General features: G+C 69.1%; 20 protein-coding genes and 1 riboswitch. Of the genes, 17 read left to right on the top strand and 3 right to left on the bottom strand.

Annotation, left to right across the window (positions count from 1 at the left end; all coding sequences use genetic code 11):
• Positions 1 to 67: 67 nt before the first annotated feature.
• From G3I17_RS28610 to G3I17_RS28575, 8 genes are all read left to right on the top strand, one after another.
• The gene (locus tag G3I17_RS28610; protein WP_164600716.1) at positions 68 to 1009 is read left to right on the top strand and encodes a family 2A encapsulin nanocompartment shell protein; all 942 of its coding nucleotides are present in this window, start codon (positions 68 to 70) and stop codon (positions 1007 to 1009) included.
• Positions 984 to 2867, top strand: coding sequence for a family 2A encapsulin nanocompartment cargo protein cysteine desulfurase (locus G3I17_RS28605; RefSeq protein WP_239062997.1), 1884 nt, complete (start codon positions 984 to 986; stop codon positions 2865 to 2867). Before G3I17_RS28610 ends, G3I17_RS28605 begins: the two co-directional genes overlap by 26 nt.
• Positions 2868 to 2958: 91 nt before the next feature.
• Positions 2959 to 5043 (top strand): dTMP kinase, encoded by a 2085-nt coding sequence (gene tmk, locus G3I17_RS28600; protein WP_203590887.1) that lies wholly within the window; start codon positions 2959 to 2961, stop codon positions 5041 to 5043.
• Positions 5040 to 6209, top strand: a complete 1170-nt coding sequence (locus G3I17_RS28595; RefSeq protein ID WP_164600714.1) for a DNA polymerase III subunit delta' — start codon at positions 5040 to 5042, stop codon at positions 6207 to 6209. Before tmk ends, G3I17_RS28595 begins: the two co-directional genes overlap by 4 nt.
• Before the next feature lie 106 nt (positions 6210 to 6315).
• On the top strand, positions 6316 to 6984 hold the full coding sequence (locus G3I17_RS28590) for a DUF4190 domain-containing protein (RefSeq protein ID WP_164600713.1): 669 nt from the start codon (positions 6316 to 6318) through the stop codon (positions 6982 to 6984).
• Positions 6985 to 6995: 11 nt separating this feature from the next.
• Complete coding sequence (locus G3I17_RS28585; protein WP_164600712.1) at positions 6996 to 7988, top strand: DUF4190 domain-containing protein; 993 nt, start codon at positions 6996 to 6998, stop codon at positions 7986 to 7988.
• A gap of 68 nt (positions 7989 to 8056) precedes the next feature.
• Entirely contained in the window at positions 8057 to 9199 is a 1143-nt protein-coding gene (gene ricT, locus G3I17_RS28580; RefSeq protein WP_164600815.1) for a regulatory iron-sulfur-containing complex subunit RicT, read from the top strand.
• A 2-nt stretch (positions 9200 to 9201) separates the two neighbouring features.
• Complete coding sequence (locus G3I17_RS28575) at positions 9202 to 10731, top strand: alpha/beta hydrolase (protein WP_203590885.1); 1530 nt, start codon at positions 9202 to 9204, stop codon at positions 10729 to 10731.
• A 39-nt stretch (positions 10732 to 10770) separates the two neighbouring features.
• Here G3I17_RS28575 and G3I17_RS41150 read toward each other — a convergent pair whose 3' ends face one another.
• Complete coding sequence (locus G3I17_RS41150) at positions 10771 to 11358, bottom strand: hypothetical protein (RefSeq protein WP_239062995.1); 588 nt, start codon at positions 11356 to 11358, stop codon at positions 10771 to 10773.
• A gap of 136 nt (positions 11359 to 11494) precedes the next feature.
• Here G3I17_RS41150 and G3I17_RS41145 point away from each other — a divergent pair, with 136 nt between their 5' ends.
• Positions 11495 to 11824: a sterol carrier family protein gene (locus tag G3I17_RS41145; RefSeq protein ID WP_164600709.1), complete on the top strand. Its 330-nt coding sequence runs from the start codon at positions 11495 to 11497 to the stop codon at positions 11822 to 11824.
• Between the two features lie 111 nt (positions 11825 to 11935).
• Here the strand turns inward: G3I17_RS41145 and G3I17_RS28560 are convergent, their stop codons facing one another.
• The gene (locus tag G3I17_RS28560) at positions 11936 to 12745 is read right to left on the bottom strand and encodes a hypothetical protein (protein ID WP_164600708.1); all 810 of its coding nucleotides are present in this window, start codon (positions 12743 to 12745) and stop codon (positions 11936 to 11938) included.
• Between the two features lie 135 nt (positions 12746 to 12880).
• Between G3I17_RS28560 and G3I17_RS28555 the strand changes: the two genes are divergently transcribed.
• The 8 genes from G3I17_RS28555 (at position 12881) to G3I17_RS28520 (ending at position 22742) form a co-directional block, all read left to right on the top strand.
• Entirely contained in the window at positions 12881 to 14179 is a 1299-nt protein-coding gene (locus G3I17_RS28555; RefSeq protein WP_164600707.1) for an MFS transporter, read from the top strand.
• A 10-nt stretch (positions 14180 to 14189) separates the two neighbouring features.
• Positions 14190 to 15779 (top strand): FMN-binding glutamate synthase family protein, encoded by a 1590-nt coding sequence (locus tag G3I17_RS28550; protein WP_164600706.1) that lies wholly within the window; start codon positions 14190 to 14192, stop codon positions 15777 to 15779.
• Positions 15780 to 15790: 11 nt separating this feature from the next.
• The gene (locus G3I17_RS28545) at positions 15791 to 17515 is read left to right on the top strand and encodes a thiamine pyrophosphate-dependent enzyme (RefSeq protein WP_164600705.1); all 1725 of its coding nucleotides are present in this window, start codon (positions 15791 to 15793) and stop codon (positions 17513 to 17515) included.
• Between the two features lie 11 nt (positions 17516 to 17526).
• Positions 17527 to 18501 carry a hypothetical protein gene (locus G3I17_RS28540; protein WP_203590882.1) on the top strand — a complete coding sequence of 325 codons (975 nt, stop codon included), beginning with the start codon at positions 17527 to 17529 and terminating at the stop codon, positions 18499 to 18501.
• A gap of 160 nt (positions 18502 to 18661) precedes the next feature.
• Positions 18662 to 18846: riboswitch (cobalamin riboswitch) on the top strand.
• Between the two features lie 21 nt (positions 18847 to 18867).
• Positions 18868 to 19884, top strand: coding sequence for an ABC transporter substrate-binding protein (locus tag G3I17_RS28535; protein WP_203590881.1), 1017 nt, complete (start codon positions 18868 to 18870; stop codon positions 19882 to 19884).
• Entirely contained in the window at positions 19881 to 20903 is a 1023-nt protein-coding gene (locus tag G3I17_RS28530; RefSeq protein WP_343238442.1) for an iron chelate uptake ABC transporter family permease subunit, read from the top strand. Before G3I17_RS28535 ends, G3I17_RS28530 begins: the two co-directional genes overlap by 4 nt.
• The gene (locus G3I17_RS28525) at positions 20900 to 21928 is read left to right on the top strand and encodes an iron chelate uptake ABC transporter family permease subunit (protein ID WP_164600703.1); all 1029 of its coding nucleotides are present in this window, start codon (positions 20900 to 20902) and stop codon (positions 21926 to 21928) included. Before G3I17_RS28530 ends, G3I17_RS28525 begins: the two co-directional genes overlap by 4 nt.
• 1 nt (position 21929) lies before the next feature.
• On the top strand, positions 21930 to 22742 hold the full coding sequence (locus G3I17_RS28520) for an ABC transporter ATP-binding protein (protein ID WP_164600702.1): 813 nt from the start codon (positions 21930 to 21932) through the stop codon (positions 22740 to 22742).
• On the opposite strand, the gene G3I17_RS28515 is transcribed toward G3I17_RS28520, so the two are convergent.
• Complete coding sequence (locus G3I17_RS28515) at positions 22672 to 23313, bottom strand: TetR/AcrR family transcriptional regulator (protein WP_203590880.1); 642 nt, start codon at positions 23311 to 23313, stop codon at positions 22672 to 22674. The two genes, G3I17_RS28520 and G3I17_RS28515, sit on opposite strands and share 71 nt — an antisense overlap.
• Between the last annotated feature and the right edge of the window lie 56 nt (positions 23314 to 23369).

Below are 23369 nucleotides of genomic sequence, written 5' to 3'. Positions count from 1 at the left end.
GGCACCGTCGTCGATCCCAATCCCAGTACGCTCGCCTGCCCCTCAGGCAGGGACAAGGAGCCGTTGCATGACGACCACCGCGAACAATCCAGCACCGCATTCGACCTCGGTCAGTGATGCCGCCGCTCAGAACCTGGCGAACAAGACCAAGACCGCTCCGCAGATGGCCAGCATCACCCCCCGGTGGCTGGTGCACCTGATGTCCTGGGTCCCGGTCGAGGCCGGCATCTACCGGGTGAACCAGGTAGTTCATCCCGAGTCGGTGCAGATCCAGTGCGACAACTACGACGAGTCGCCGTTGCAGGAGACCTTCGTCGACTACGAGCGGGAGCCGAAGGAGTACCGGCTCAAGGCCGTCCAGACCATCCTGGACGTTCACACCCGGGTGTCGGACCTGTACTCCAGCCCGCACGACCAGGTCGCCCAGCAGTTGCGGCTGACCATCGAGGCGGTCAAGGAGCACCAGGAGAACGAGCTGATCAACAGCCCGCAATACGGGCTGGTGAACAGCGTCACGGACGCACAGCGCATCTCCACCCTGGCCGGTCCGCCGACTCCTGACGATCTGGACCGCCTGATCACCAAGGTCTGGAAGCAGCCGGCGTTCTTCCTCACCCACCCCGAAGGCGTGGCCGCGTTCGGCCGGGAATGCACCCGGCGCGGGGTGCCGCCGGCGACCGTCAGCATGTTCGGGTCGCAGTTCCTCACCTGGCGTGGGTTGCCGATCATCCCCTCGGACAAGGTGCCGCTGGAGAACGGCAAGACGAAGTTCCTGCTGCTCCGCACCGGTGAGAGCCGTCAGGGCGTGATCGGGTTGTTCCAGCCCGGGCTGTCCGGTGAGCAGGGAATGGGGCTGTCGGTGCGGTTCATGCAGATCGACCGCAGCGCCATCGCCTCGTACCTGATCTCCCTGTACTGCTCGCTCGCGGTGCTGACCGAGGATGCGCTGGCAGTGCTGGACGACGTCGATGTGGACAAGTTCCATGACTACGCCCCCGTCTACCGGTAACGGGCAGGCCCCGGACTGGCTGCCCGACGAGGCGACGCTGAGCCGGATGGCCGGCGAGTTCTTCGCTGCCATCCCGGGGACGCCGTCGGGGGCAGCACCGGACGGTCTGCCCGGCAACCTACCCGGCAACGGTCTGCCCAGTAACGGTGACCGCCCGGCACCGGATGTGCCGCCGCCGGCGCCGACGGCCGGCGTGAGCCCGCATGGGAGCTTGCCGTCGGGTACCGCTCCGGCCTCGTATGCGACCACGGCCGCCGGGCTGACCTACACCCCGGAGCTTCCGGTACTGCCGGAACTGCCTGCTGGTCTGGATCCGTCAGAGCTGGCCGCCGTGGCGGCCGCTGTGTCGGCCGGAAAGGCAACCGGACTGCCGAGCGGAGTGGCAACCGGAGTACCGGGCGGAGTGCCGGCCGGAGCGCCGGCCGCGAACTCGACTGCTGCGCCGGACACCGGGGCCTTCTACTTCCTGTCCGGGAAGCAGACTGAGCTCCCGTCGGCGCCCGCGCTGCCGGGGTTCGGGCACCTGGGGCTGCCGAAGCTGCCCGCCATCGCACCGGTATCGGACAGTGGGCCGTTCTACTTCCTGGACGTGGAGCGCCCGGCGGTGCCACAACTGCCGCTGGACCCCCACCCGGCGTTCGACGTCAACGCAGTACGCCGGGACTTCCCGATCCTGTCCGAGCTGGTCAACGGACGCCCGCTGATCTGGCTGGACAACGCGGCGACCACCCAGAAACCGCAGGCGGTTCTCGACCGGCTGGTCCGGTTCTACTCCCACGAGAACTCCAACATCCACCGCGCCGCACACGAGCTCGCGGCCCGGGCGACCGACGCCTACGAGCAGGCCCGGGACACGGTGGCCCGGTTCATCGGCGCTGGTTCGGCCGAGGAGATCGTGTTCGTCCGGGGCACCACCGAGGCGATCAACCTGGTCGCCAAGGCCTGGGGGCCCGCCAACATCGGCGCGGGGGACGAGATCGTCATCTCGCACCTCGAGCACCACGCCAACATCGTGCCCTGGCAGATGCTCGTCGAGCAGACCGGTGCCGTGCTCAAGGTCATCCCGGTGGACGACGACGGGCAGGTGCTGCTGGGGGAGTACACCAAGCTGCTCTCCAGTCGCACCAAACTGGTCGCCGTCACCCAGGTGTCCAATGCGCTCGGTACCGTGGTGCCGGTCGAGCAGATCATCGAGCTCGGCCACCGCGCCGGGGCGACCGTGCTGATCGACGCCGCGCAATCGGTGCCGCACATGCCGATCGACGTGTCGGCACTGGGCGCCGACTTCCTGGTCTTCTCCGGTCACAAGATCTTCGGACCCACCGGGATCGGAGTGCTGTACGGCCGCAAGGAAGTGCTTGCGGACATGCCGCCGTGGGAGGGCGGCGGGAACATGATCGCCGATGTCACCCTCGAGCGATCCGTCTTCCAGCCGCCGCCCGGGCGGTTCGAGGCCGGTACCGGGAACATCGCCGACGCGGTCGGGCTGGGCGCCGCGCTGGACTATGTTCAGCGCATCGGGCTGCCGAACATCGCAGCCTACGAGCACAGCCTGGTGGAGCACGCCACCGAGTGCCTGCGAGAGATTCCCGGGCTCCGGCTGGTCGGCACGGCGGCGGAGAAGGCCAGTGTGGTGTCCTTCGTGCTGGACGGCTACGAGCCCGTCGAGGTGGGCACCGCGCTCAACGAGGACGGCATCGCGGTGCGGTCCGGGCACCACTGCGCACAGCCGATCCTGCGCCGCTTCGGCCTGGAGGCGACCGTGCGGCCCTCGTTCGCGTTCTACAACACGCACGACGAGGTCGACTCTCTGGTGACGGCCGTGCGCCGGCTGTCAGCGCGGAAGGGCAACCGGTAGTAGGTGACCCCCCGGCTCGCTCCGTGCGGCTGCGCGAACGATGGCAGACGCCACGTGAGGGATGTCGGGGGGCCCGACTAGGCTCTCTTCCGTGCCGGAGGTTTATGACCCGTTGACTGATCCTGCACCGGCGCACGACCTGCGCGCGGTGTTGCGGATCAGGGCGTTCCGGCGGTTGTGGATCGCTTTCGGGCTGTCGAGTCTGGGCGACTGGATCGGATTGCTCGCGCTGACCGCGATGGCGAAGGCGTTCGCCGGGGATGACTATCAGGCGGCGAACTTCGCTATCGGTGGCGTGCTGTTCCTGCGGGTGCTGCCTGCGCTGGTGATGGGGCCGGTGGCCGGCTGGGTGGCGGATCGGCTGGATCGGCGCTGGACGATGATCCTCGGCGACATGATCCGGGCGGCGTTCTTCGTCAGCATCCCGATCGTCGGCACGCTGACCTGGGTACTGGTGGCGACCGTGCTGATCGAGATCGTCAGCCTGATCTGGGGTCCGGCCAAGGACGCCAGCGTGCCGAACCTGATTCCCCGGCACCGGCTGGAGGCGGCCAACCAGCTCAGCCTGATCACGACGTACGGGACCGCGCTGCCGGCGGCCGCGATCTTCACCGTGATCACCCTGGTCACCCGCGGGCTCGGCGACTTCTTCTCGATCAACCTGGCCGTCTACGTGAACGCCGCCACCTTCGCGATCTCCGGCCTGGCGATCATCTCGGTCGCCGAGATCGGGCGATCCGCGAGAAACGACCACGACGAGCACCCGACGCTGTGGCGCACGATGGTCGAGGGCTGGTCCTACGTCACCGGTACGCCGGTGATCCGTGGGCTCGTGGTCGGGATCTCCGGCGCCTTCGCGGCCGGTGCCGTGGTGATCGGCCTCGGCCGGACGTACGTCGAGGGCCTGGGCGGCGGCGACCCGGGGTACGGCGTGCTCTTCGGAGCCGTCTTCGGCGGGCTGGCCCTGGGGATGGGCTTCGCGCCAAGGATCTTCTCCGGGTTGTCGCGCCGCCGGCTGTTCGCGGCCGGGCTGGTCGGGTCGGGGGTCGGGCTGGCCGGGCTGGCGCTGATCCAGCAGATCGAGATCGCCACCATGATCGCGATCGTGCTCGGCTTCTGCGCGGGTGCGTCCTGGGTCTCGGGGTACACGCTGCTCGGGCTGGAGGTGCCCGACAACGTGCGCGGCCGGACGTTCGCGTTCGTCCAGTCGGCGGTCCGGACGGTGCTCGCGGTGACGCTGGCGGTGGCGCCGTTCGTCGCCGGTGCGATCGGGCGGCACACGCTGTCGGCAGGTGACCACTCGATCACCTACAACGGCGCCGCGATGACGATGCTGATCGCGGCCGTGCTGGCCAGCGTGATCGGTGTGGTCGCGTGGCGGCAGATGGACGACCGCCCCGGCGTACCGTTCTGGCGCGACCTGCGCCGCAGCTTCGGCAAGACGCCTGGGGTGTACCCGACGACCGGGCTGTTCGTCGCGCTCGAGGGTGGTGAGGGCGCGGGCAAGTCGACGCAGTCCGCGCTGCTGGTCGAGTGGCTGAAGGAGCAAGGCCACCAGGTGCTGCTCACCCGCGAGCCGGGCGCCACCGATCTCGGCAAGAAGCTGCGTCAGATCGTGCTCGACCCGGCGACCGGTGAGATCTCGGACCGCGCCGAGGCGCTGCTGTACGCCGCCGACAAGGCCGAGCACGTCGACTCGGTGATCAAGCCCGCGCTGAAGTCCGGCGCCGTGGTGATCACCGACCGGTACGTCGATTCCGCGCTCGCCTACCAAGGGTCCGGGCGCGATCTGGATCTCGCGGACGTCGAGCGCGTGAACCGCTGGGCCACCGACGACCTGCGGCCCAACCTGACCATCCTGCTGGACCTGCCGCCCAAGAGCGGGCTCGGCCGGTTCGAGGGGCGGGACCGGATCGAGGCGCAGTCGGCCGACTTCCACGAGCGCGTCCGGAAGGCGTTCCTGGAGCTCGCCGCCGCTGAGCCGCAGCACTACCTGGTCCTCGACGCGACCCAGGACCGCGCCCACCTGGCCGCGCAGATCAAGGCCCGCCTACTCCCGATGCTGGGCCAGGTAGCGCCGCAGCCGACGACGGAGCCAGCGCCAGAGCAGCAGCCGCAGGCGGAGTTGCAGCCGGACGTGGAGACGGCGGAGTCGCAGTCGAAGGTGGAGTCATGAGCGTTTGGGACGATCTGGTCGGGCAGGAGCCTGCGGTCGCCGTACTACGTAAGGCTGTCGGCGGGGCGTCGGCGCGGTTGCGGGGCGAGAGTGGCCCGGCCACGAACGGGATGACGCATGCCTGGCTGATCACCGGTCCGCCTGGATCGGGCCGGTCCAATGCGGGCCGGGCGTTTGCCGCCGCGCTGCAATGCAAGACCGACGGCTGTGGCGAGTGCGCTGTCTGTAGTACTGCGCTCAACGGCGCGCACCCCGACGTATCGCTGATCCGCACCGAGTTGCTGTCGATCCGCGTCGGCGAGATCCGCGAACTGGTCCGCCGGGCCGCGATGAGTCCGACCCAGGGGCGCTGGCAGGTGATGGTGGTCGAGGATGCGGACCGGCTGACCGAGCAGGCCGCGGATGCGTTGCTGAAGAGCATCGAGGAGCCGGCCGCGCGCACGGTGTGGGTGCTCTGCGCGCCGACGGTCGAGGACGTCGTACCGACCATCCGGTCCCGTTGCCGGCTGCTCGTACTGCGAACCCCGCCGGTGCTCGCGGTCGCCGAGATGCTGACCCGGCAGTCGGGGATCGAGCCGGAGCTGGCCGGATTCGCGGCGCGGGCGGCGCAGGGGCACATCGGACGCGCGAAGGCGCTGGCGCGGGACGAGGAGGTCCGAAGCCGGCGGAGCAAGGTGCTGGAAGTCCCGTTCGAGCTGCATGACATCGGGGCCTGCCTCAACGCGGCCCAGCGACTCGTCGAGGCGGCGAAGGTCGAGGCCAAGGCGAGCGCGGCGAAGGTCGACGAGAAAGAGCGGACCGATCTCGAGCAGGCACTCGGTGTCGGCACCAAGGGCGCCAAACCGCGCGAGGCGGGCGCTGCGCTGAAGGAGCTCGAAGACCAGCAGAAGGCGCGCGCCAAACGCTGGGAACGCGATGTGCTCGATCGGTCACTGGTGGATCTGATGGCCTTGTATCGCGACGTTCTGGTCGTTCAGACCGCCGCGGGAGCAGAACTGATCAACGCCGAGCTGGGCCAGGACATCAAACAGCTGGCCGGCCGGACGAGCCCCGAGCAGACGATCCGCCGGATCGGCGCGCTGACCGGTTGCCGCGAGGCGATCGAGGGCAACGTCGCACCGCTGCTGGCGCTCGAAGCGATGACGATCGCCCTGTTCGAGGGCTGAGACTCGCGTCTGGCGAGCGGACACGCCTGTAACGAAGGCAGGGACCCCCGCGATACGTGGGTGGCTAGCCCTCGCCGTTTGGCGTGACCCTTCCGAAGGATGTTCCTTGACCCAACCTCCCCCGCCGATCCAGCCTGCGCGGACTCCGCTTCCGTCGGCTGAGTCCTGGCTGGAGGGCGTGCCGACACCCGCGCAGCGTCGGGTGGATCGCTATGCGGTCGTGGCGTTCGCGACCAGCCTGCCGGGGCTGGTGCCGATCGCGGCGGTGCTGGGGCTGATCGCGTTGCCGCGGATCCGGAAGTCGGGGGCGCGCGGGCGTGGGCTGGCGGTCGCCGCGCTGGTGATCTGCGGGTGCTGGCTGATCGCGTTCGGCGTCGCCGCCGCGCTCAACCTGTACGGCGAACGCCGCGCGGGCATCGGGCGATCGACGGTCATCTCGCAGGTGGAAGTCCAGCAGTGCTTCGACGCGGACCTGGAGGTGGACACCCTTCGCCAGGTGACGATCGCGGACTGTGTCGGAGCGCACACTGGTGAGGCGTACGCGAAGGTTCGTGCGACGCTGACCGGGTTGTCCACGGAGCAGAAGAGCGCGGCGGCGACGCAGCAGTGCGCGAGCGCGTTCCAGACCTTCGTGGGGAAGCCGTACGAGCGGTCGGAGCTGGACATGTACTACGTCGTACTGGAGGATCGTGCCGTTGCTGACGGCAACGTCCTGTGCATGGTCGGGAAGCCTGGCGAGCAGCTGGCAGGCTCCATGCGCGGATCTCAGCGCTAGGGGGAGTTGCTGTGAGCTATCCACCACAACCACCGGGATCTGACCCGGACCGGCCGCAGGACACCACGCAGCCGCTGCCGACGCAAGACTCCACGCAGGCGCTGCCGGCGGCGGACTCCACACGGCCGCTGCCGACGTATGGGCGGCAGCCTGAGCCGCCGCCGGCGCAGGCCAACCCCTACGGGCAGCCGCCGTCGCAGCAGTCGCCATACGGGCAGCAGCCGGCGCAGTACGGGCAACCGCCGCAATACGGCCAGCAGCCGCAGTACGGGCAACCCCCGCAGCCTGCGCAGTACGGGCAGCAGTTGCCGTACGGGCAGGGGCAGTACCCCACGCAGTACCCGGCGCCGTACGGGTATGGCTATGGGTACGAGGGGGCGCCGGCGCTCAAGACGAACGGGCTCGCGGTCGCGGCGCTCGTCTGTGGGCTGGCCGGGTTCGTGGTCGGGATCAGTGCGCCGGTCGCGATCGGGCTCGGGATCGCCGCGCTGGTGCAGATCAAGCGGCGGGGAGAGTCCGGCAAAGGGCTGGCGGTGGGTGGCATCGTCACCGGCGGGCTGGTCACGCTGTTCGGCGCCGGGCTGCTCGCGCTCATGATCGTCGTCGGCGTCGCCTCCGACGGCTACGAGGGCGAGGGGGCGGGTGGCATCACCTACGCCGACTCGCTGGCGGTCGGGGAGTGCTTCGACGACGGCTGGGGCGAGGACGAGGTGTACCGGGAGGACTGCGCCGGTCCACACGACGGCGAGATCACCGCGAACTACATCTTGCAGGCCACCGCCGTGTATCCGGGCGAGGACCGGGTGAACGGGCTGGCCGGTGACCGATGCGCTGTCGAGTTCAGCAAGTACATCGGGAACACGGTGGACAAGTCGGAGCTCGAGTCCAACTACTGGTACCCGAGCGAGGACCAGTGGAACGACGGCGACCGGCTGGTCATGTGCGCCGCGTACGGCCCCGACGACGAGCTACTGACCGGCACCGTCAAGGACAGCAAACGCTGAGCCACACCGCCTCGAGAACTCGAAAGAGCACTCCGGGGCGCCTTGGCACGTAGTCTGGCGCGGTGGGCATGGTGATGGCGGTGTCGTTCGAGCGGTACGGGCGGCTGTACTACCTCGACCCCGGCTCGCACAGACCGCGGGTCGGGGAAAAAGTGCTGGTCCCGACCGACGACGGGCCGGAGGTCGCCGAGTGCGTCTGGGCGCCGCAGTACGTGACCGAGGAGATCGGTGGGCTGCCGCTGTGTGAGGGCGTCGCCACGCCGGCCGACCTGGAGCGCGACGAGCAGAACCGGCAGCGCCGGGGCGACGCGCGGCTGATCGCCAAGCGGCTGATCCGCGAGCACGGGCTGCCGATGAAGGTGGTCGGGATCGACTTCGTCGACCGCCGGGCGGATGTCGACCAGCTCGTCATCGTGTACTTCTCCGCGCCGCACCGGGTGGACTTCCGTGAGCTGGTCCGGGATCTCGCCCGCGGGCTGCGAGCGCGGATCGAGCTGCGCCAGGTGGGCGCTCGCGACGAGGCGCGGTTGCAGGGCGGGATCGGGCCGTGCGGGCGTGACCTGTGCTGTGCGACCTTCCTGAAGGACTTCGAGCCGGTCAGCGTGCGAATGGCGAAGGACCAGGACCTGCCGCTGAACCCGCTGAAGATCTCCGGCGCGTGCGGGCGGCTGATGTGCTGCCTGAAGTACGAGCACCCGCTGTACCAGGAGTTCAACGCGAAGGCCCCTGCCACCGGTACGCAGGTCGAGACCCCCGCGGGTGACGGCGTCGTCGTCGGGCACAACGTCCCGAGCGACACGGTAGTGGTCCGGTTGGCCGCCTCCGGCCGCCGTTGCGCCTGCAGCCGGGCCGACGTCTGCTCCCCACGCCAGCAGTACGACGCCTCCAGCACCACTACCTCGGACGCTCCGCCGGTGATGGTGGAGCTGACCCAGCCGCCTGCCCCCGCGGTACGAGAGGCTGACCCAGTCGAAGCACCACAGGCAGCCGAAGCGCCACAGGCAGTCGAAGCACCGCAGGTAGAGGACACACCGCAGGCTGAGGACGCAGCGGAGGCTGTCGAGCCAGCGCGCCGTCGCAAGCCGCGTCGGCGGCGCCGGTTGAGTCAAGGCGAGGCCGACAGCGCAGTACAGGCTGACGGTGAGAGCGCAGACGGCGTGAGCGGAGCAGGGGACGGGTCGGACGAGGGTACGGGAGACAGCTCGCTGTGATGATGCGCAGGACGACCGTGGTGGTGACCGGCCTCGCGCTCTTGCTGGCTGCTTGTGGGGTGGCCAGCCGGGCCCAGGACGCTGACGGGCCTGGCGGGAGTCAGTCGAGCGCTGCGCCGAAGGGGCCGGCCGGGCCGGTACCGGCGGGGCTGGAGAAGTTCTACAACCAGCAGCCCGACTGGCAGCGCTGCGGCTCCGGCAACCAGTGCGCGACCATCAACGTGCCGCTCGACTACACCAAGCCGGAGGGCAAGACGATCGAGCTGCGCGCCCGCAAGGTGCCGGCCCGGGACCGGACCGGCAAGATCGGCACGCTGTTCATCAACCCGGGCGGGCCAGGTGGCTCCGGGCAGCAGTTCGCGGCCTCGGCCGGTTTTGTGCTCGGCGCGCCGCTGCTGCGGAAGTTCGACGTGGTCGGCTGGGATCCGCGCGGGGTGGCCGACTCGACCCCGGTGCGCTGCCTCGACACCGAGCAGCTCGACAAGTTCATCTCCGCCGACGGCAGCCCTGACGACGAGGCCGAGATCGAGGCGCTGAACACCCAGGCCAAAGCGCTCGCGGACGGCTGCCAGCAGCGCTCCGGCGACCTGCTGCCGCACGTCTCCACGAAGGACGCCGTCCGCGACATCGACGTACTGCGCGGAATCGTCGGCGACACCCAGCTCAACTACCTCGGTATGTCCTACGGCACCCTGCTCGGCGCGACTTACGCGGAGCTGTTCCCGAAGAACGTCGGCCGGCTGGTCCTCGACGGCGCTGTCGATCCGTCGAAGTCGTCCGAGGACAACAACCTCGCCCAGGCGAAGGGGTTCGACACCGCGCTCGACGCGTTCGCCGAGGACTGCGCGCAACGGGAATGCCGGTTGGGGAGCTCCAAGGCCGAAGTACTGGCGAAGATCGACCAGCTGATCGACGAGAGCGACGCGAAGCCGCTGCCGGGTGACGGCAAGCGCGACGTGCCGCAGGCGCTCGTCGTCCTCGGGGTGATCTATCCGATGTACACGGAGGACTACTGGCCGCGGCTCGAGGATGCGGTGGTCGACGGGCTGGCCGGCAAGGGCGCCCGGCTGCTCGCGCTCGCCGACGAGTTCACCGGCCGGACGCCGCGCGGCTACGGCAACAACAAGAACGAGGTGATCTACGCGGTCAACTGCATCGACCGGCCGGATATCACCTCGATCGCTGACGCGAAGGCGGACGCGGCGAAGTTCAAGGCCGCGTCACCGCGGTTCGGCTCGTTCCTGCTCTGGGGATCGCTGCCGTGCGCGAACTGGCCGGTGAAGCCGGAGGACAAGCCGCACACGATCAAGGCGGCCGGCGCCAAGCCGATCGTCGTCGTCGGTACCACCCGCGACCCGGCGACGCCGTACGACTGGGCGGTCGGGCTCGCCGGGCAGCTGGAGAGCGGCGTCCTGATCACGCGGGACGGCGACGGCCACACCGGCTACCACGCGGGCAACAAGTGCGTCGATGACGCCGTCGAGGCGTACCTGTTGAAGGGCACGCCGCCGACGGCCGACCTGAAGTGCTGACTGCGCAGTACTAGGACCTGAGGTGCTGACTGCGCCGTATTAGTTCGGGCGGGTGTCGCCGGTCGCGCCGGAGAGCTGGATGGTCTCGGTGGCGCGCTGGAGGACGGCGCGGAGGCCGGCCTCGTCCTGCGGGCGGCCGCCGACGGTGATCTCGACCAGCGTGCGGCTGCCGTCAGGGGTCGGGCGGAAGCTGGACAGACCCATCCGCGGCCCGCGGGTCTGGTCGACGTAGGTGTAGATCAGGGTGCCGTCGTCGCGGCTGATGATCTGGAGATCCTTCTCCTCGATGCTCTTCGCGCGAGACTCGACGAGCTGGTCCGGCGTCTGCTTGCTGCCGCGGGTGTCGAAGCGGATCTGCCAGACGCCGGTCGGGTCGACGTACTTCGGTCTGGTGCCGCCGGTGGCGCTCTTCCAGCCCGTCGGTATGTCGGCGGTCGCCGGTGCGTCATCGGCGCCGAACGCCTGGGACGTGAACTGGAGCGAACCGGCCTGCAGACCGTCGCCCGTGCTGGTCGGCTGGGTCGGCTGGGTGTTCACCACCTGGCTCGACGTCTTGTCGTCTCCGCCGCCGGAGAAGTTGCCGTTGATCGCCAGAACGGTGCCGAAAACGGCAACCCCTACGGTCATCCCCGCAAGTGTCGCCACTAGCGCCTGGTGCCTGGACGTCAGCATCCCGACCTCACTTCCGCGTCTCGGTGCTTCGTCGATTATCGGGTACGAAGGGGGCGTGGGCGAAACCCGCGTAACCTTGCCGCCTGTGGAGATGGACGAAGCACTGCGCCGGTACGACGCCGGCGAAGCCGGTCGCACCGAACTCAAGCTGCTGGTGAAGGAGTTGCTGAAGCTCCTGGTGGCCAAGGCGCCCGGCCACGCGGTCGAGGTCCGGGTCCCGCCGTACGGTGCCGTCCAGTGCATCGAAGGCCCCCGCCACACGCGCGGCACCCCCGGCGCGGTGATCGAGATGCAGGCTGATCTGTGGATCGCCCTCGCCCTGGGGCGCATCAGCTGGCTGGACGCTCGTGCCACTGGGAAGGTCAGGGCCTCCGGTGAACGCACGGACCTGACCGACCTCCTCCCCCTCATCAACCACTGAAAGAAGTCCGCCGCAGCGCTGCTCGCTGCGGCGGACGAGGTGGCCGGGGCCGATATCTACTTACCTGCAGTCTTGCTGGACGAGACGGTTGTGCGGCCCCGAGTAGTCCGCTCAGTGCAGGGTGCGGACGATGGTGCGGCCGTTGATCAGCAGCAGCTTGCCGTCGTCGCGGAGCTGGAGGACGTTGCGCGCCCGGTAGGACTCGATCGACCAGACGATGTCGCCGTCGCGGTTGGTGATCTCGAAGACGCCGTCGCTCCGGACCCGGGCCGACGACTCCACCCAGCCCTTGGTGCCTGAGCTCCACAGCACGGTCTTGCCGCTCTTCAGCAGCACCAGGTTGCCGTCGGCGCGCAGCTGCAGCGTGTAGACCCGGTTGGACGAGTACAGGATGACCTCCCGGCCACCGGGATCGACGGCGTGGATCTGGAAGCTCGGGGTGAGCGTCCCGATCACCATGTGCCGGTTCCAGACCGCCTTGCCCTTGGAGTTGACGACCTCCAGGTTGCCGGTGTTCGGCAGGCGGAGATAAGCGCCGGGGCTGGCCGTCGCGCCGATCCAGCCGATCTGGGTCCGGCCGTAGATGATCGCCAGGTTGCCGTCGGTTCCCATCACCGCGACGGAGCCCGGGAAGTAGGTTCCGGACGTCCACAGATCGGGCTGGACGCTGCGCTGGGCCAGCCGGAGCACGCCGGAGTTCTCCATCTTGAGCGTGTACCGGCCATTCTGGGAAAGGATGTACTGCCCAGGCTTCAGCTTCTGGCCCGGTAACAGCTTGTCGGCGACCGCCGCGGTCTGCGTCGTGGCGCTGCCGGAGGTGCTACTCGCCTGGGCCGGTGTTGTGCTCGCCGGCAGGAAAGTACTGGTGGCGATGGCCGCGGAGGCGGCGAGGGCGGTGACGCGCAGGGCGTTCTTGAGCATCTGGGTATCCCCCTGGTGAGGTGCGGAGAAGGCCTTCGCAGCGTACGACGCGGCAGGGGGCGCTGAAGGTCAGAGGCCTGGGGGTAGGGCTGAGACAGGTTCATCCTGGGCTGCTGCACCTGTCACTATGTGCCAGTGGCAACAAGTTTCCGCAGCCGGCTGGACCGCCTGAAGATCGATCTGACGCCGTGGCGCGGATCGCGCGACTTCCGGATCCTGGTGATCTCCGGCTCGGTGTTCTTCCTCGGCGGCATGGTCGGCTACGTCGCGTTGCCGTTCCAGCTCTACCAACTCACCGGCTCGAACTTCGCCGTCGGCGCGATGGGCCTGGTGACGATCGTCCCGCTGGTCATCTTCGGCCTGTACGGCGGTGCGCTGGCCGACCACGTCGACCGCCGGAAGATGCTGATCGCGACCGGTGTCGCGCAGGCGCTGATCTGCGCGCTGATGCTCACCAACTCGCTGCTGGCCAACCCGCAGGTCTGGCTGATCTACGTCTGCGGCGCGCTGAACGCGATCGCCACCTCGCTGCAGCGGCCGAGCCGGGAGGCGCTCTTCCCGCGGGTCGTGAAGCACGACGAGATGGCCGCGGCGGTGGCGCTGACCTCGCTGACGATGCAGATCGGCCAGCTCGCCGGGCCCGCGCTGGGCGGCGTACTGGTCGGCACGGCCGGGGTGAGCTGGGCTTTCGGGATCGAGCTGACCGGGCTGGTGATCGCCACCGGCCTGTACGCCGGGCTCGGGTCGTACAAGACGAGTGAGCACAGCAAACCGCCGAGCCTGCGCGGGATCGGCGAGGGCATCGTCTACGCCTACCGCCGCAAGGACCTGCTGGCCACCTACCTGGTCGACATGGTGGGGATGTTCCTGGCGATGCCGATCGTGCTGTTCCCGGCGTTCGCGACCGAGGTGCTGAAGGAACCGAAGCTGCTCGGCCTGCTCTACAGCGCAGAGGCGATCGGCGCGATGTGCGCGAGCCTGACCAGCGGCTGGGCCAAACGGGTCCATCACCAGGGCCGGGCGGTGGTGATCGCGACGCTGGTCTGGGGAGCCTCGGTGGGGATCGCCGGGCTGGCGCCGAACATCTGGTTCGCGATCGGTTTCTTCGCGATCGCCGGCGGCGCGGACATGGTGTCGGTGCTGTTCCGGTCGGTGATCTGGAACCAGACCATCCCCGATGAGATGCGCGGCCGGCTCGCCGGGATCGAGATGCTCGGCTACTCGCTCGGCCCGCTCGGTGGGCAAGCGCGCTCCGGCCTGGTCGCGGACGCGACGTCGGTCCGCACGGCGATCGTCAGCGGCGGCGCGCTCTGCGTCGTGGGCGTGGCCGGTACTGCGGTGTGGTTGCGCGAGTTCTGGCGATACGACTCCCGCACCGACGAACACGCGATCCGCCAGCGCGACCTCCGTGGCGGAGTACAGCCCACGGGGTAGCTTCGGGAGCATGGTGCGGTTCTACGTGCTGGGGACGCTCGTCACGCTCGGTGCTCTGACCCTGCTGGCGGCCGTGATCGGTGGTCCTGGCTGGTGGGTGCTGCTCGCCATCGTCGTGCTGCTGGGCGTGGTCGGGGTCCACGACCTGACCCAGAAGAAACACTCGATCCTGCGCAACTACCCGGTGATCGGGCACCTGCGCTTCCTGATGGAGGGGCTCCGGCCGGAGCTGCAGCAGTACTTCATCGAGCGCAACTACGACGGCCGCCCGTACGACCGCGACACCCGCTCGACGATCTACGCCCGGGCCAAGGGCAGCAACGAGGAGCAACCGTTCGGCACCGAGCGGGACGTCAACGAGATCGGGTACGAGTACCTGGTCCACTCGACCGCGCCGAGGCCGATCGCGCAGCAGGTCCCGCGGGTCAGGATCGGCGGTCCGGACTGCACCTCGCCATACGAGATGGCGCTGCTGAACGTCTCGGCGATGAGTTTCGGCGCGCTCAGCGCCAACGCGATCGAGGCGTTCAACCGGGGTGCGGCGCGCGGCGGGTTCGCGCACGACACCGGTGAGGGCGGGATCAGCGAGTACCACCGCAACGGCGGCGACCTGGTCTGGGAGATCGGCAGCGGGTACTTCGGGACGCGCGACGAGCACGGTCGCTTCGACCCGGACCAGTTCCGCGACAAGGCCGCCGACGACCAGGTGAAACTCGTCTCGCTCAAACTCAGCCAGGGCGCGAAACCGGGTCTCGGCGGCGTCCTGCCCGGCGCGAAAGTGACCAGGGAGATCGCGGCGGTCCGCGGCGTACCGGTCGGCCGGAAGGTCGTCTCGCCGCCGTACCACCAGGTGTTCTCGACGCCGCGCGAGCTGGTCTTGTTCATCGCCCGGATGCGCGAGCTGGCCGGCGGTAAACCGGCCGGTTTCAAGCTCTGCGTCGGCTCCCGCACCGACGTGCTGGCGATCTGCAAGGCGATGGTTGCCGAGGGCATCACTCCGGACTTCATCGTGGTCGACGGCGGCGAGGGCGGCACAGGTGCCGCGCCGCAGGAGTACGAGGACCACGTCGGCACGCCGCTGACCGAGGGCCTGCTGACCGTGCACAACGCGTTGACCGGCGTCGGGCTGCGCGATCGGGTCAAGATCGGGGCCAGCGGCAAGGTCGCCACCGGCGTCGACATCGTGAAGCGGATCCTGCAGGGCGCCGACTACACCAACGCGGCGCGGGCGATGATGATGGCGACCGGCTGCATCCAGGCGCAGACCTGCCACACCAACACGTGCCCGGTCGGCGTCGCCACCCAGGACCCACGCCGGATGCGCGCGCTCGACGTCACCGACAAGACCAGCCGGGTCGCGAACTACCAGCGCGAGACGGTCCAGCAGGCGATGCAGGTGATCGCCTCGATGGGACTGGACGGCCCGGACCAGCTCGAGCCGCGGATGCTGCTCCGGCGGATCGACCACACCCGGACGGAGAGCTATGCCGACCTCTTCGACCACCTGGCGCCGGGGCAGTTGCTGACCGGCGTGCACGACCTGCCGAAGGCCTGGGCCCACGATTGGGTACAGGCGGATCCGGATGCCTTCCGACCGTAGGGGAGTTTCAGGTGAGCACTGTCGCTGAGTTGCTGGTCGAGTCGCTGGCCGAGCATGGCGTCACGTCGGTGTGGGGTGTCGTCGGTGACGCGCTCAACCCGGTCACCGACGCGATCCGGCGCGAGGACCGGGTCGACTGGATCGGCGTCCGGCATGAAGAGGTGGGTGCCTTCGCCGCTGGTGCGCAGGCCTCGCTCACCGATCGGTTAGGCGTCTGCATGGGCACGGTCGGCCCGGGAGCGATCCACCTGCTCAACGGCCTGTACGACGCGGCCAAGTCGCGGGTGCCCGTGCTCGCGATCTGCGGCCAGGTGCCGCGCGAGGAGATCGGCAGCGACTTCTTCCAGGAGGTCAACAACGACGTGTTGTTCGCGGACGTCGCCGTCTTCAGCGCGACCGTGTCGACGGCCGAGCAGGCGCCCGGGCTGATCGAGCAGGCGGTCAACGCGGCACTGGCCGAGCGGGGCGTCGCCGTACTGTCGATCCCCGGTGACGTCGGCGGGCTCGAAGTACCGCACGGTACGCCGGTACCGCGGTTCCTCGAGTCTGCCTCTGCGACGGTGCCCGAGGCGGCCGAGCTGGCAAAGGTCGCGGCGGTACTCAACGCTGCCGACAAGGTGACGTTGCTGGTCGGTGCCGGAGCGCGGGAGGCGCTGGCCGAGGTACAGCAGCTGGCGAGCACGCTGGCCGCGCCCGCTGTGCTCACGCTGAAGGCGAAGGAACGCTTCGAGGAGAACCTGCCGCAGGAGGTCGGGCAGTCCGGGTTGCTCGGCAACCACGCGAGCAAGGTGGCGTTCGACGGGTGTGACGTGTTGTTCCTGGTGGGGACCGACTTTCCCTATCGCGAGTTCCTGCCGGCCGGGAAGACCGTCGTACAGCTGGATCTGCGGGGTGCGCATATCGGCCGACGGGTGCTGGTCGACCACGGACTGGTCGGGCATGCTCAGCCGACGCTGGCGCAGTTGCTGCCGTTGCTGAACCAGAAGAGCGACACGGGTCATCTGGACAAGGCGCTCGGGTCGTACGCCGCGTGGCGGAAGCGTCAGGTGCAGTTCACCGACCCGGCCTTCGACCGCAAGCCCAAGGGGTTGCTGCGGCGCAAGGTGGACAACCCGGAGGCGCGGATCCGGCCGGAGCTGCTGGCGGCGGCTGTGGACCGGCATGCTGCAGCCGATGCACTCTTCACCAGCGACACCGGGATGTCGACGGTGTGGCTGGCGCGGTTCGTCCGGATGCGCGGCGATCGGCGGCTGATCGGGTCGTACAACCTGGGCTCGATGGCGAACGCGATGCCGCACGCGCTCGGGCTGTCGGCGGTGGATCGTTCTCGCCAGGTGGTGGCGTTCTGCGGTGACGGCGGGTTGTCGATGCTGCTCGGCGATCTGATCACGGCGGTGGCGTACGAGCTGCCGGTCAAGCTGGTGGTGTTCAACAACGGGCGGCTCGGCATGGTCAAGCTGGAGATGGAGCAGGTCGGGCTGCCGGAGTACGGGACGAAGCTGGCGAACCCGGACTTCTCGGAGGTGGCCAAGGCGATCGGGCTGACCGGCTTCCGGGTGGAGCGGCCGGGCGACGTGGATAGTGCCGTCTCGCGGGCGCTCGAGACTCCTGGGCCGGTGCTGATCGACGTACTGACGAACCCGGACGAGATCGCTCTGCCGCCTTCGCCGACCGTGCAGCAGGGGTGGGGATTCGCGATCGCCAAGACGAAGGAGTTCATCGAGAGCCACGAGTAGGCTCTGTCAGCATGCGTACCCGGTCTGTAGTGGTTCTGCTCGGCTGTACTGCGTTGCTGGCCGGCTGCAGCGGTCCTGGGGGCGAGACGGCTCCGAATGTGCCGCCGCTCGTCTCGGTCAGCACCACGCCGACGGAGACGCCTACACCGACTGAGACGCCGAGCAGTACTCCGACTGGATCGAAGGTGGCGGACACCCTGTGTGTCCGGATGAGCCAGACGCTCGTGCAGACGACTCTGGGTGTCCCGGTAGTGGAGATCCAGCCGAAGCAGGTGCCGGCGGAGTTCGGCTTCCCGACGTACGACGTGTGCCAGCTGGGGCTCAGTACGAGCCCCACCGGTCCGGTACTTCGGGTTGGCACCGCTGTCTTCGCGGCGACTCCCGCGGACCTTGCTGCAGCCCGCAAGGCCTATGACGCCACCAAGCGCGAGCCGGCCAAGGCGACGACGGTCGGCGGGCGGCCCGGGTTCGGGACGAGTCGCTTCGTGGTGTTCCTGCTCAGTGGCAAGCTGGTGAAGATCTCCGGGCCGCCCGCGACGCTGGCGAAGTACGTAGTACTGGCTCAGGACGCAGCACAGCAGGCAGATGGCCTGCCGGAGCCGCTGCCCTTCATCACCCGCCCGGAGTGCGAGCGCGGTACCGGCGCTGCCGCGAACGTGATGGGCGGCGAAGCACGCATCCGCCGCGACAGCCAGACCGACGCCGGCGACGTCGTCTGCGGCTGGATCACCAAAACGCGCGTCCTCTACTCCACCGTCCGCCACGTCGCCGACGCCGAAGCAGTCATCGCCCCCACCCGCAAAGCCCCCACGTCCTTCCCGGTCCCCCTGGGCGACGAGGGCTACGTCGACACCGCCACCGGCCGCTCGATCATCCGCGTAGGCCCCGGCAAACTCATAGACCTGGTCCCCCTCCCAGCCGGCACCACCGACAAAGACAACATGATCGCCTTCGCCCTGAAAATCTCCGGCCTCTACACCCGCTGACCACCCAGAACCCTCTCGGGGGTTAACCCCTCAGAGGTGGGGTTGCCCCCTGAGATTCTGGCTAGGCAACCCACCCTTTCAGGGGTTAACCCCCGAGAGTTCCTGGTGGGGCGGGGGAGCTGGGCAGCTGGGGTGCTTCTGCGACCTGGTTGCAGGTGGGTTACCTTTGCGGCGCCGTGGTGTTCGGGAAGCCGGTGGGATACCGGTGCGGCCCTCGCCACTGTGATCGGGATGTTCTGGGGTTGTTCTGTTGTGGAGACCACTGGCTGAGGGTGGCTGGGAAGGTCAGACCCCGGGGTGCTGTTCCCGTCAGCCAGGAGACCGGCCACGGCGTGTCACACCGTCCACGAGGTGCTGGAGGCGCGCGTGAAAACGCTGGTTGCTGCTGTCGTCGTACTGTCCCTGCTGACCGGTTGCGGGGGTACTGCCAAGGCGGGACCCGGGGCCGCTGCGATCACGGGCAAGAACTGTGGGATCGACGTGAGTGTCGACGGGCCGCCGAAGCGGGTGTTCGCGGCCTATCAGCCCGCGATCGAGATGGCCCACGCGCTGGGGATCTCGGACCGGCTGGTCGGTACGGCGTACCTGGACGCGGAGGTGCTGCCGCAGTACGCGGCGGCGCAGAAGGATCGCAAGTACTACAAGAACCTGCCGAGTCGCGAGGAACTCCTCAGCCAGAACCCGGACTTCGTGCTCTCCGGCTTCAACGACGTCTTCAGCAGCGCTGGCAGCGACGGGAGTTTCGGCAGCCGGAAGAGCCTGTCCGACCTCGGCGTGCAGACCTGGATCTTCAGCCCGCTCTGCCCGACCGCGGATGGCAAGGGTGACGAGGCGATCGACCCGTCGACGGTCTCGATGAACAACGTGTACGCCGATCTGCGCGACCTCGGCAAGCTGTTCGGCGCCTCCGACCGGGCCGAGCAGGTGATCGCCGAGCAGCAGCAGCGGATCGCGGCCGTCGAGGCGAAGGTCAAGGGTGCGGACAAGCCGACGGTGGCGATCTTGCGCCCCGGCCTGGAGGGTGGCGGCCTGACCGTGTCGGGCGGCCCGGACTTCGGCACCGTGCTGATCCGGCAGGCCGGCGGGGTGAACGCCTTCGCCGACCTGACCTCGAAGCGGAACGTGAAGATCAGCGTCGAGGAGTTCATCAAACGCGACCCCGACTACGTGCTGATCAGCGGCTGCTGCGACGCCTCGCTGACCGAAGCGCAGGTCCAGCCGGATGTCCAGAAGATCCTGGCCAACCCCGCTTACGCCAACCTCAAGTCGGTCAAGAACAAGCACGTCTACCCCTGGCTCTTCGCCCACCACTCGGCCGGCGTCCGCGGCGCCAACTCGACCGAGTTGATCGCCAAGATCATCCACCCCGACCTGGTCAAGTGAGGCCCGAGCCGGCCCTGCTGCGGGGTGGCGGCTCCCGGGCGGCCGGTCTGCTCGTGGCTGTCGCCGTGCTGCTGGCCGCCGCGCTGTTGTCGATGCTGGCCGGCAACCAATGGTTCGGGCCGCATGACGTGTACGTCGCCGCAGCGGACTTCACCGGGTCCGATACGGACCGGGTGATTCGCTATCTCCGCTTCCCGCGGACGGCCGTCGGGTTGCTGGCCGGGATGGCGTTGGGCCTGTCGGGTGCCGTGATGCAGGGCATCACCCGCAATCCGCTGGCCGATCCGGGCATCCTGGGCGTGAACGCGGGCGCGGCGCTGGCGATCGTGGCGGCGATCGGTCTGCTCGGCGTGCAGTCGCTGACCGGCTATGTCTGGTTCGCGATGGGCGGCGCGCTGGTTGCCACGATCGTGGTCTACCTGGTCGGCTCGGCCGGCCGCGGCGGTGCCACGCCGGTCAAACTCGCGCTGGCCGGTGCCGCGTTCTCGGCCCTGCTCGGTTCGGTGACCTCGGCGATCACCCTGCTGGATCTGTCCACCCTGAACGAGTTCCGCTTCTGGGTGGTCGGATCGTTGACCTTGGCAACGGGTGCGATCGTCGCCCAGAGCCTGCCGTTCCTTGCCATCGGCATCGTTCTCGCGTTGCTGCTGGGCCGGTCGCTGAACCAGATCGCGCTCGGTGAGGAGCTCGCGGCGACCCTCGGCACCCGGGTCGGCCTGGTGCGCGTGCTGGCCGCTCTCGCGATCATGCTGCTCGCCGGTACGGCGACAGCGATGGCCGGGCCGATCGCCTTCGTCGGGCTCGCCGTCCCCCATGTCGCGCGAGCCCTGGTGGGCGCGGACTACCGGTGGATCCTGCCCTGGTCGCTGGTTCTCGCCCCGACGATGCTGCTGCTCGCCGACGTGGCCGGCCGGTTCGCCGCCCGCCCGGACGAACTCCAGGTCGGCATCATCACCGCACTGGTCGGTGCCCCGCTCTTCATCGCCCTCGTACGACGCCGGAAGCTGGCCGAGCTGTGAAGGCGCTCCGGATCGGGCCGGTCTCCACCCGGATCGATGTGACCAGCATCGTGGTGACGGTGATCGCGCTGGTACTGGCGATGGTGATCGGAGCCGTGTCGCTGATGATCGGCGACTACGAGATCCCGCTGGCGCAAGTACTGGACACGCTGGCCGGTAACGGCTCGTTGATCCTGACGGACGTCGTGGTGAACCACCGGCTGCCGCGAGTGCTGGTGGCGATCGGGGTCGGCGTCGCGTTCGGGATCTCCGGCGCCATCTTCCAGCGCCTGGCCCGCAACCCGCTGGTCAGCCCGGACCTGATCGGGATCAACTCCGGTGCCGCGCTGGCCGCGGTACTGGTGATCACCGTGATCGGTGCCGGGACCGGTTGGCTGCCGGCCGGCGCGCTGATCGGAGCGGTGCTGACGGCGACCACCATCTACCTGCTCGCGTACAAGAAGGGCGTGGCGGGCTACCGGCTGGTGCTCGTCGGGATCGGGATCACCGCGATGGTCAGCTCGATCACCGTCTACCTGCTGACGCTGGCTGACATCTACACGGCCAAGAGCGCCACGATGTGGCTGGCTGGCAGCCTGGCCGGCCGGAGCTGGCCGCACGCGACCTTGATCGGGATCAGCCTGCTGGTGCTCGTCCCGGCCGCGCTGGCCTCGTCGCGGCAGCTGCGATTGCTGGAACTGGGCGACGACCTCGCCCGGACCCTGGCCGGCCGGGTCGAGCTGTCCCGCGGCCTGCTGATCGCCATCGGGGTCGGCCTGGCCGCGCTGGCGACCGCTGCGGCCGGCCCGATCGCCTTCGTCGCGCTGGTGGCACCGCAGATCGCCCGGCGGCTGGTGGCCGAACGCGTGGCGGGACTGCTCGCGGCCGGCGCCGTCGGCGGGCTGCTGGTGGTCGCGGCCGATCTGGTCGCCCGGGAGATCTTCGCGCCGACCGCGTTGCCCGTCGGTGTCGTCACCGCCTTCGTCGGCGCGCCGTACCTGCTGATCTTGATGGCCCGCGCCAACCGCGTCGGCCGAGGAGGCTGAGATGCCCGTACTACGTACCGAGAAGCTGAGCTTGTCGTACGACGCGACGCCCGTGGTGACCGACTTGTCGGTCGAGATCCCCGCCGGGCAGATCACCGTGATCGTCGGGGCCAACGCCTGCGGCAAGTCCACCCTGCTTCGCGGGCTGGCCAGGTTGCTGGCGCCCAAGGGTGGCACGGTCTATCTGGACGACGTCGATCTCACCCGGCTGTCGGGGAGCGCGCTGGCGACGAAGCTCGGAATGCTGCCGCAGCAGCCCGTGGCGCCGGACGGCATCACCGTCTCCGATCTGGTCGGGCGCGGTCGGCACCCGCATCAGCGCTGGTTCCGGCAATGGTCGGCCGAGGATGAGCGCGTCGTAACGGCCGCGCTGGAAGCCACCGGCACCGCAGAACTGGCGAACCGCTCCCTGGACGAGCTGTCCGGCGGCCAACGTCAGCGGGTCTGGATCGCGCTGGCGCTGGCCCAGGATGCCGAGACCATGTTGCTGGACGAACCGACGACCTTCCTCGACCTCGCCCACCAGTTGGAGATCCTCGACCTGGTCCACGACCTCAACCGCGACCGCGGCAAGACCGTCGTACTCGTCCTGCACGACCTCAACCTCGCCGCCCGCTACGCCGACCACCTGATCGCCCTGAAGGCCGGCAAAGTAGTTGCCTCAGGCAACCCAGTCGAGGTGGTCACCGCAGCCGTGGTCGAGCAGGTCTTCGGCCTGCCCTGTGCCGTGATTCCCGACCCGCTCACCGGTACTCCGCTGGTTCTGCCTCGCCCTCGCCGGCCTCGGCCAGGATCGGGGCGAGGTACCCGGTGAGGGCCCGGTTCAGCTCTGTGATCCAGGTTTCGCGAGTATCGGCGGGCGACGAGACGATGGTGCCCAGCAAGGCGGCGAAGATCTGGGTGGCGACGGCGGAGGACGTCTGCAGTTGGTCGCTGGGGAGTTTCGGGGCGCGGGCGGCGAGGACCTCGGCGACCTTGCCGGTGACCGCCTGCTGGAGTGCGCGGGTCGGTGCGGTCAGGTATTCGGGCAGTCCGGCGCCGCCGAAGAGGGCCTTGAATCCGGGGTTCGCCAGGTTCACCTCGACCATCGGCCGGATCATCCGATCGACCAGTTCCGGCAGCGGCAGGTGGGCCGCGGCCGGATCGAACGCCTTCTGGTGCGCGGCGGCCAGCTCGGTCCGGTAGCGCTCACCCAGCGCGTCGGCCAGGGCCTCCTTGTTCGCGAAGAACTGGTACAGCGTGCCGGGTGAGACCCCGGCCTGCTTGGCGATCGCGTTCGTCGTCGCCTTGGCGTACCCGACCTGCGCGAACACCACCGCGGCGGCGTCCGTGAGCTCGGCCATCCGGCGCTGACCGCGCGCCTGCCGCCGTGGTTCGTCGGGCACCCCGACCGCCTCTCCGGGCAGATCCGTTGACAAACGCGAGCATTTGCTCGTATTTT

Origin of the sequence: Streptomyces sp. SID13031 (genome assembly GCF_010548305.1) — a bacterium.
In the GTDB taxonomy this organism is placed as follows: Bacteria; Actinomycetota; Actinomycetes; order Propionibacteriales; family Kribbellaceae; genus Kribbella.
Note: the sequence above shows the minus strand (reverse complement) of the source record. Positions and strands in the feature narration are given on the sequence as shown.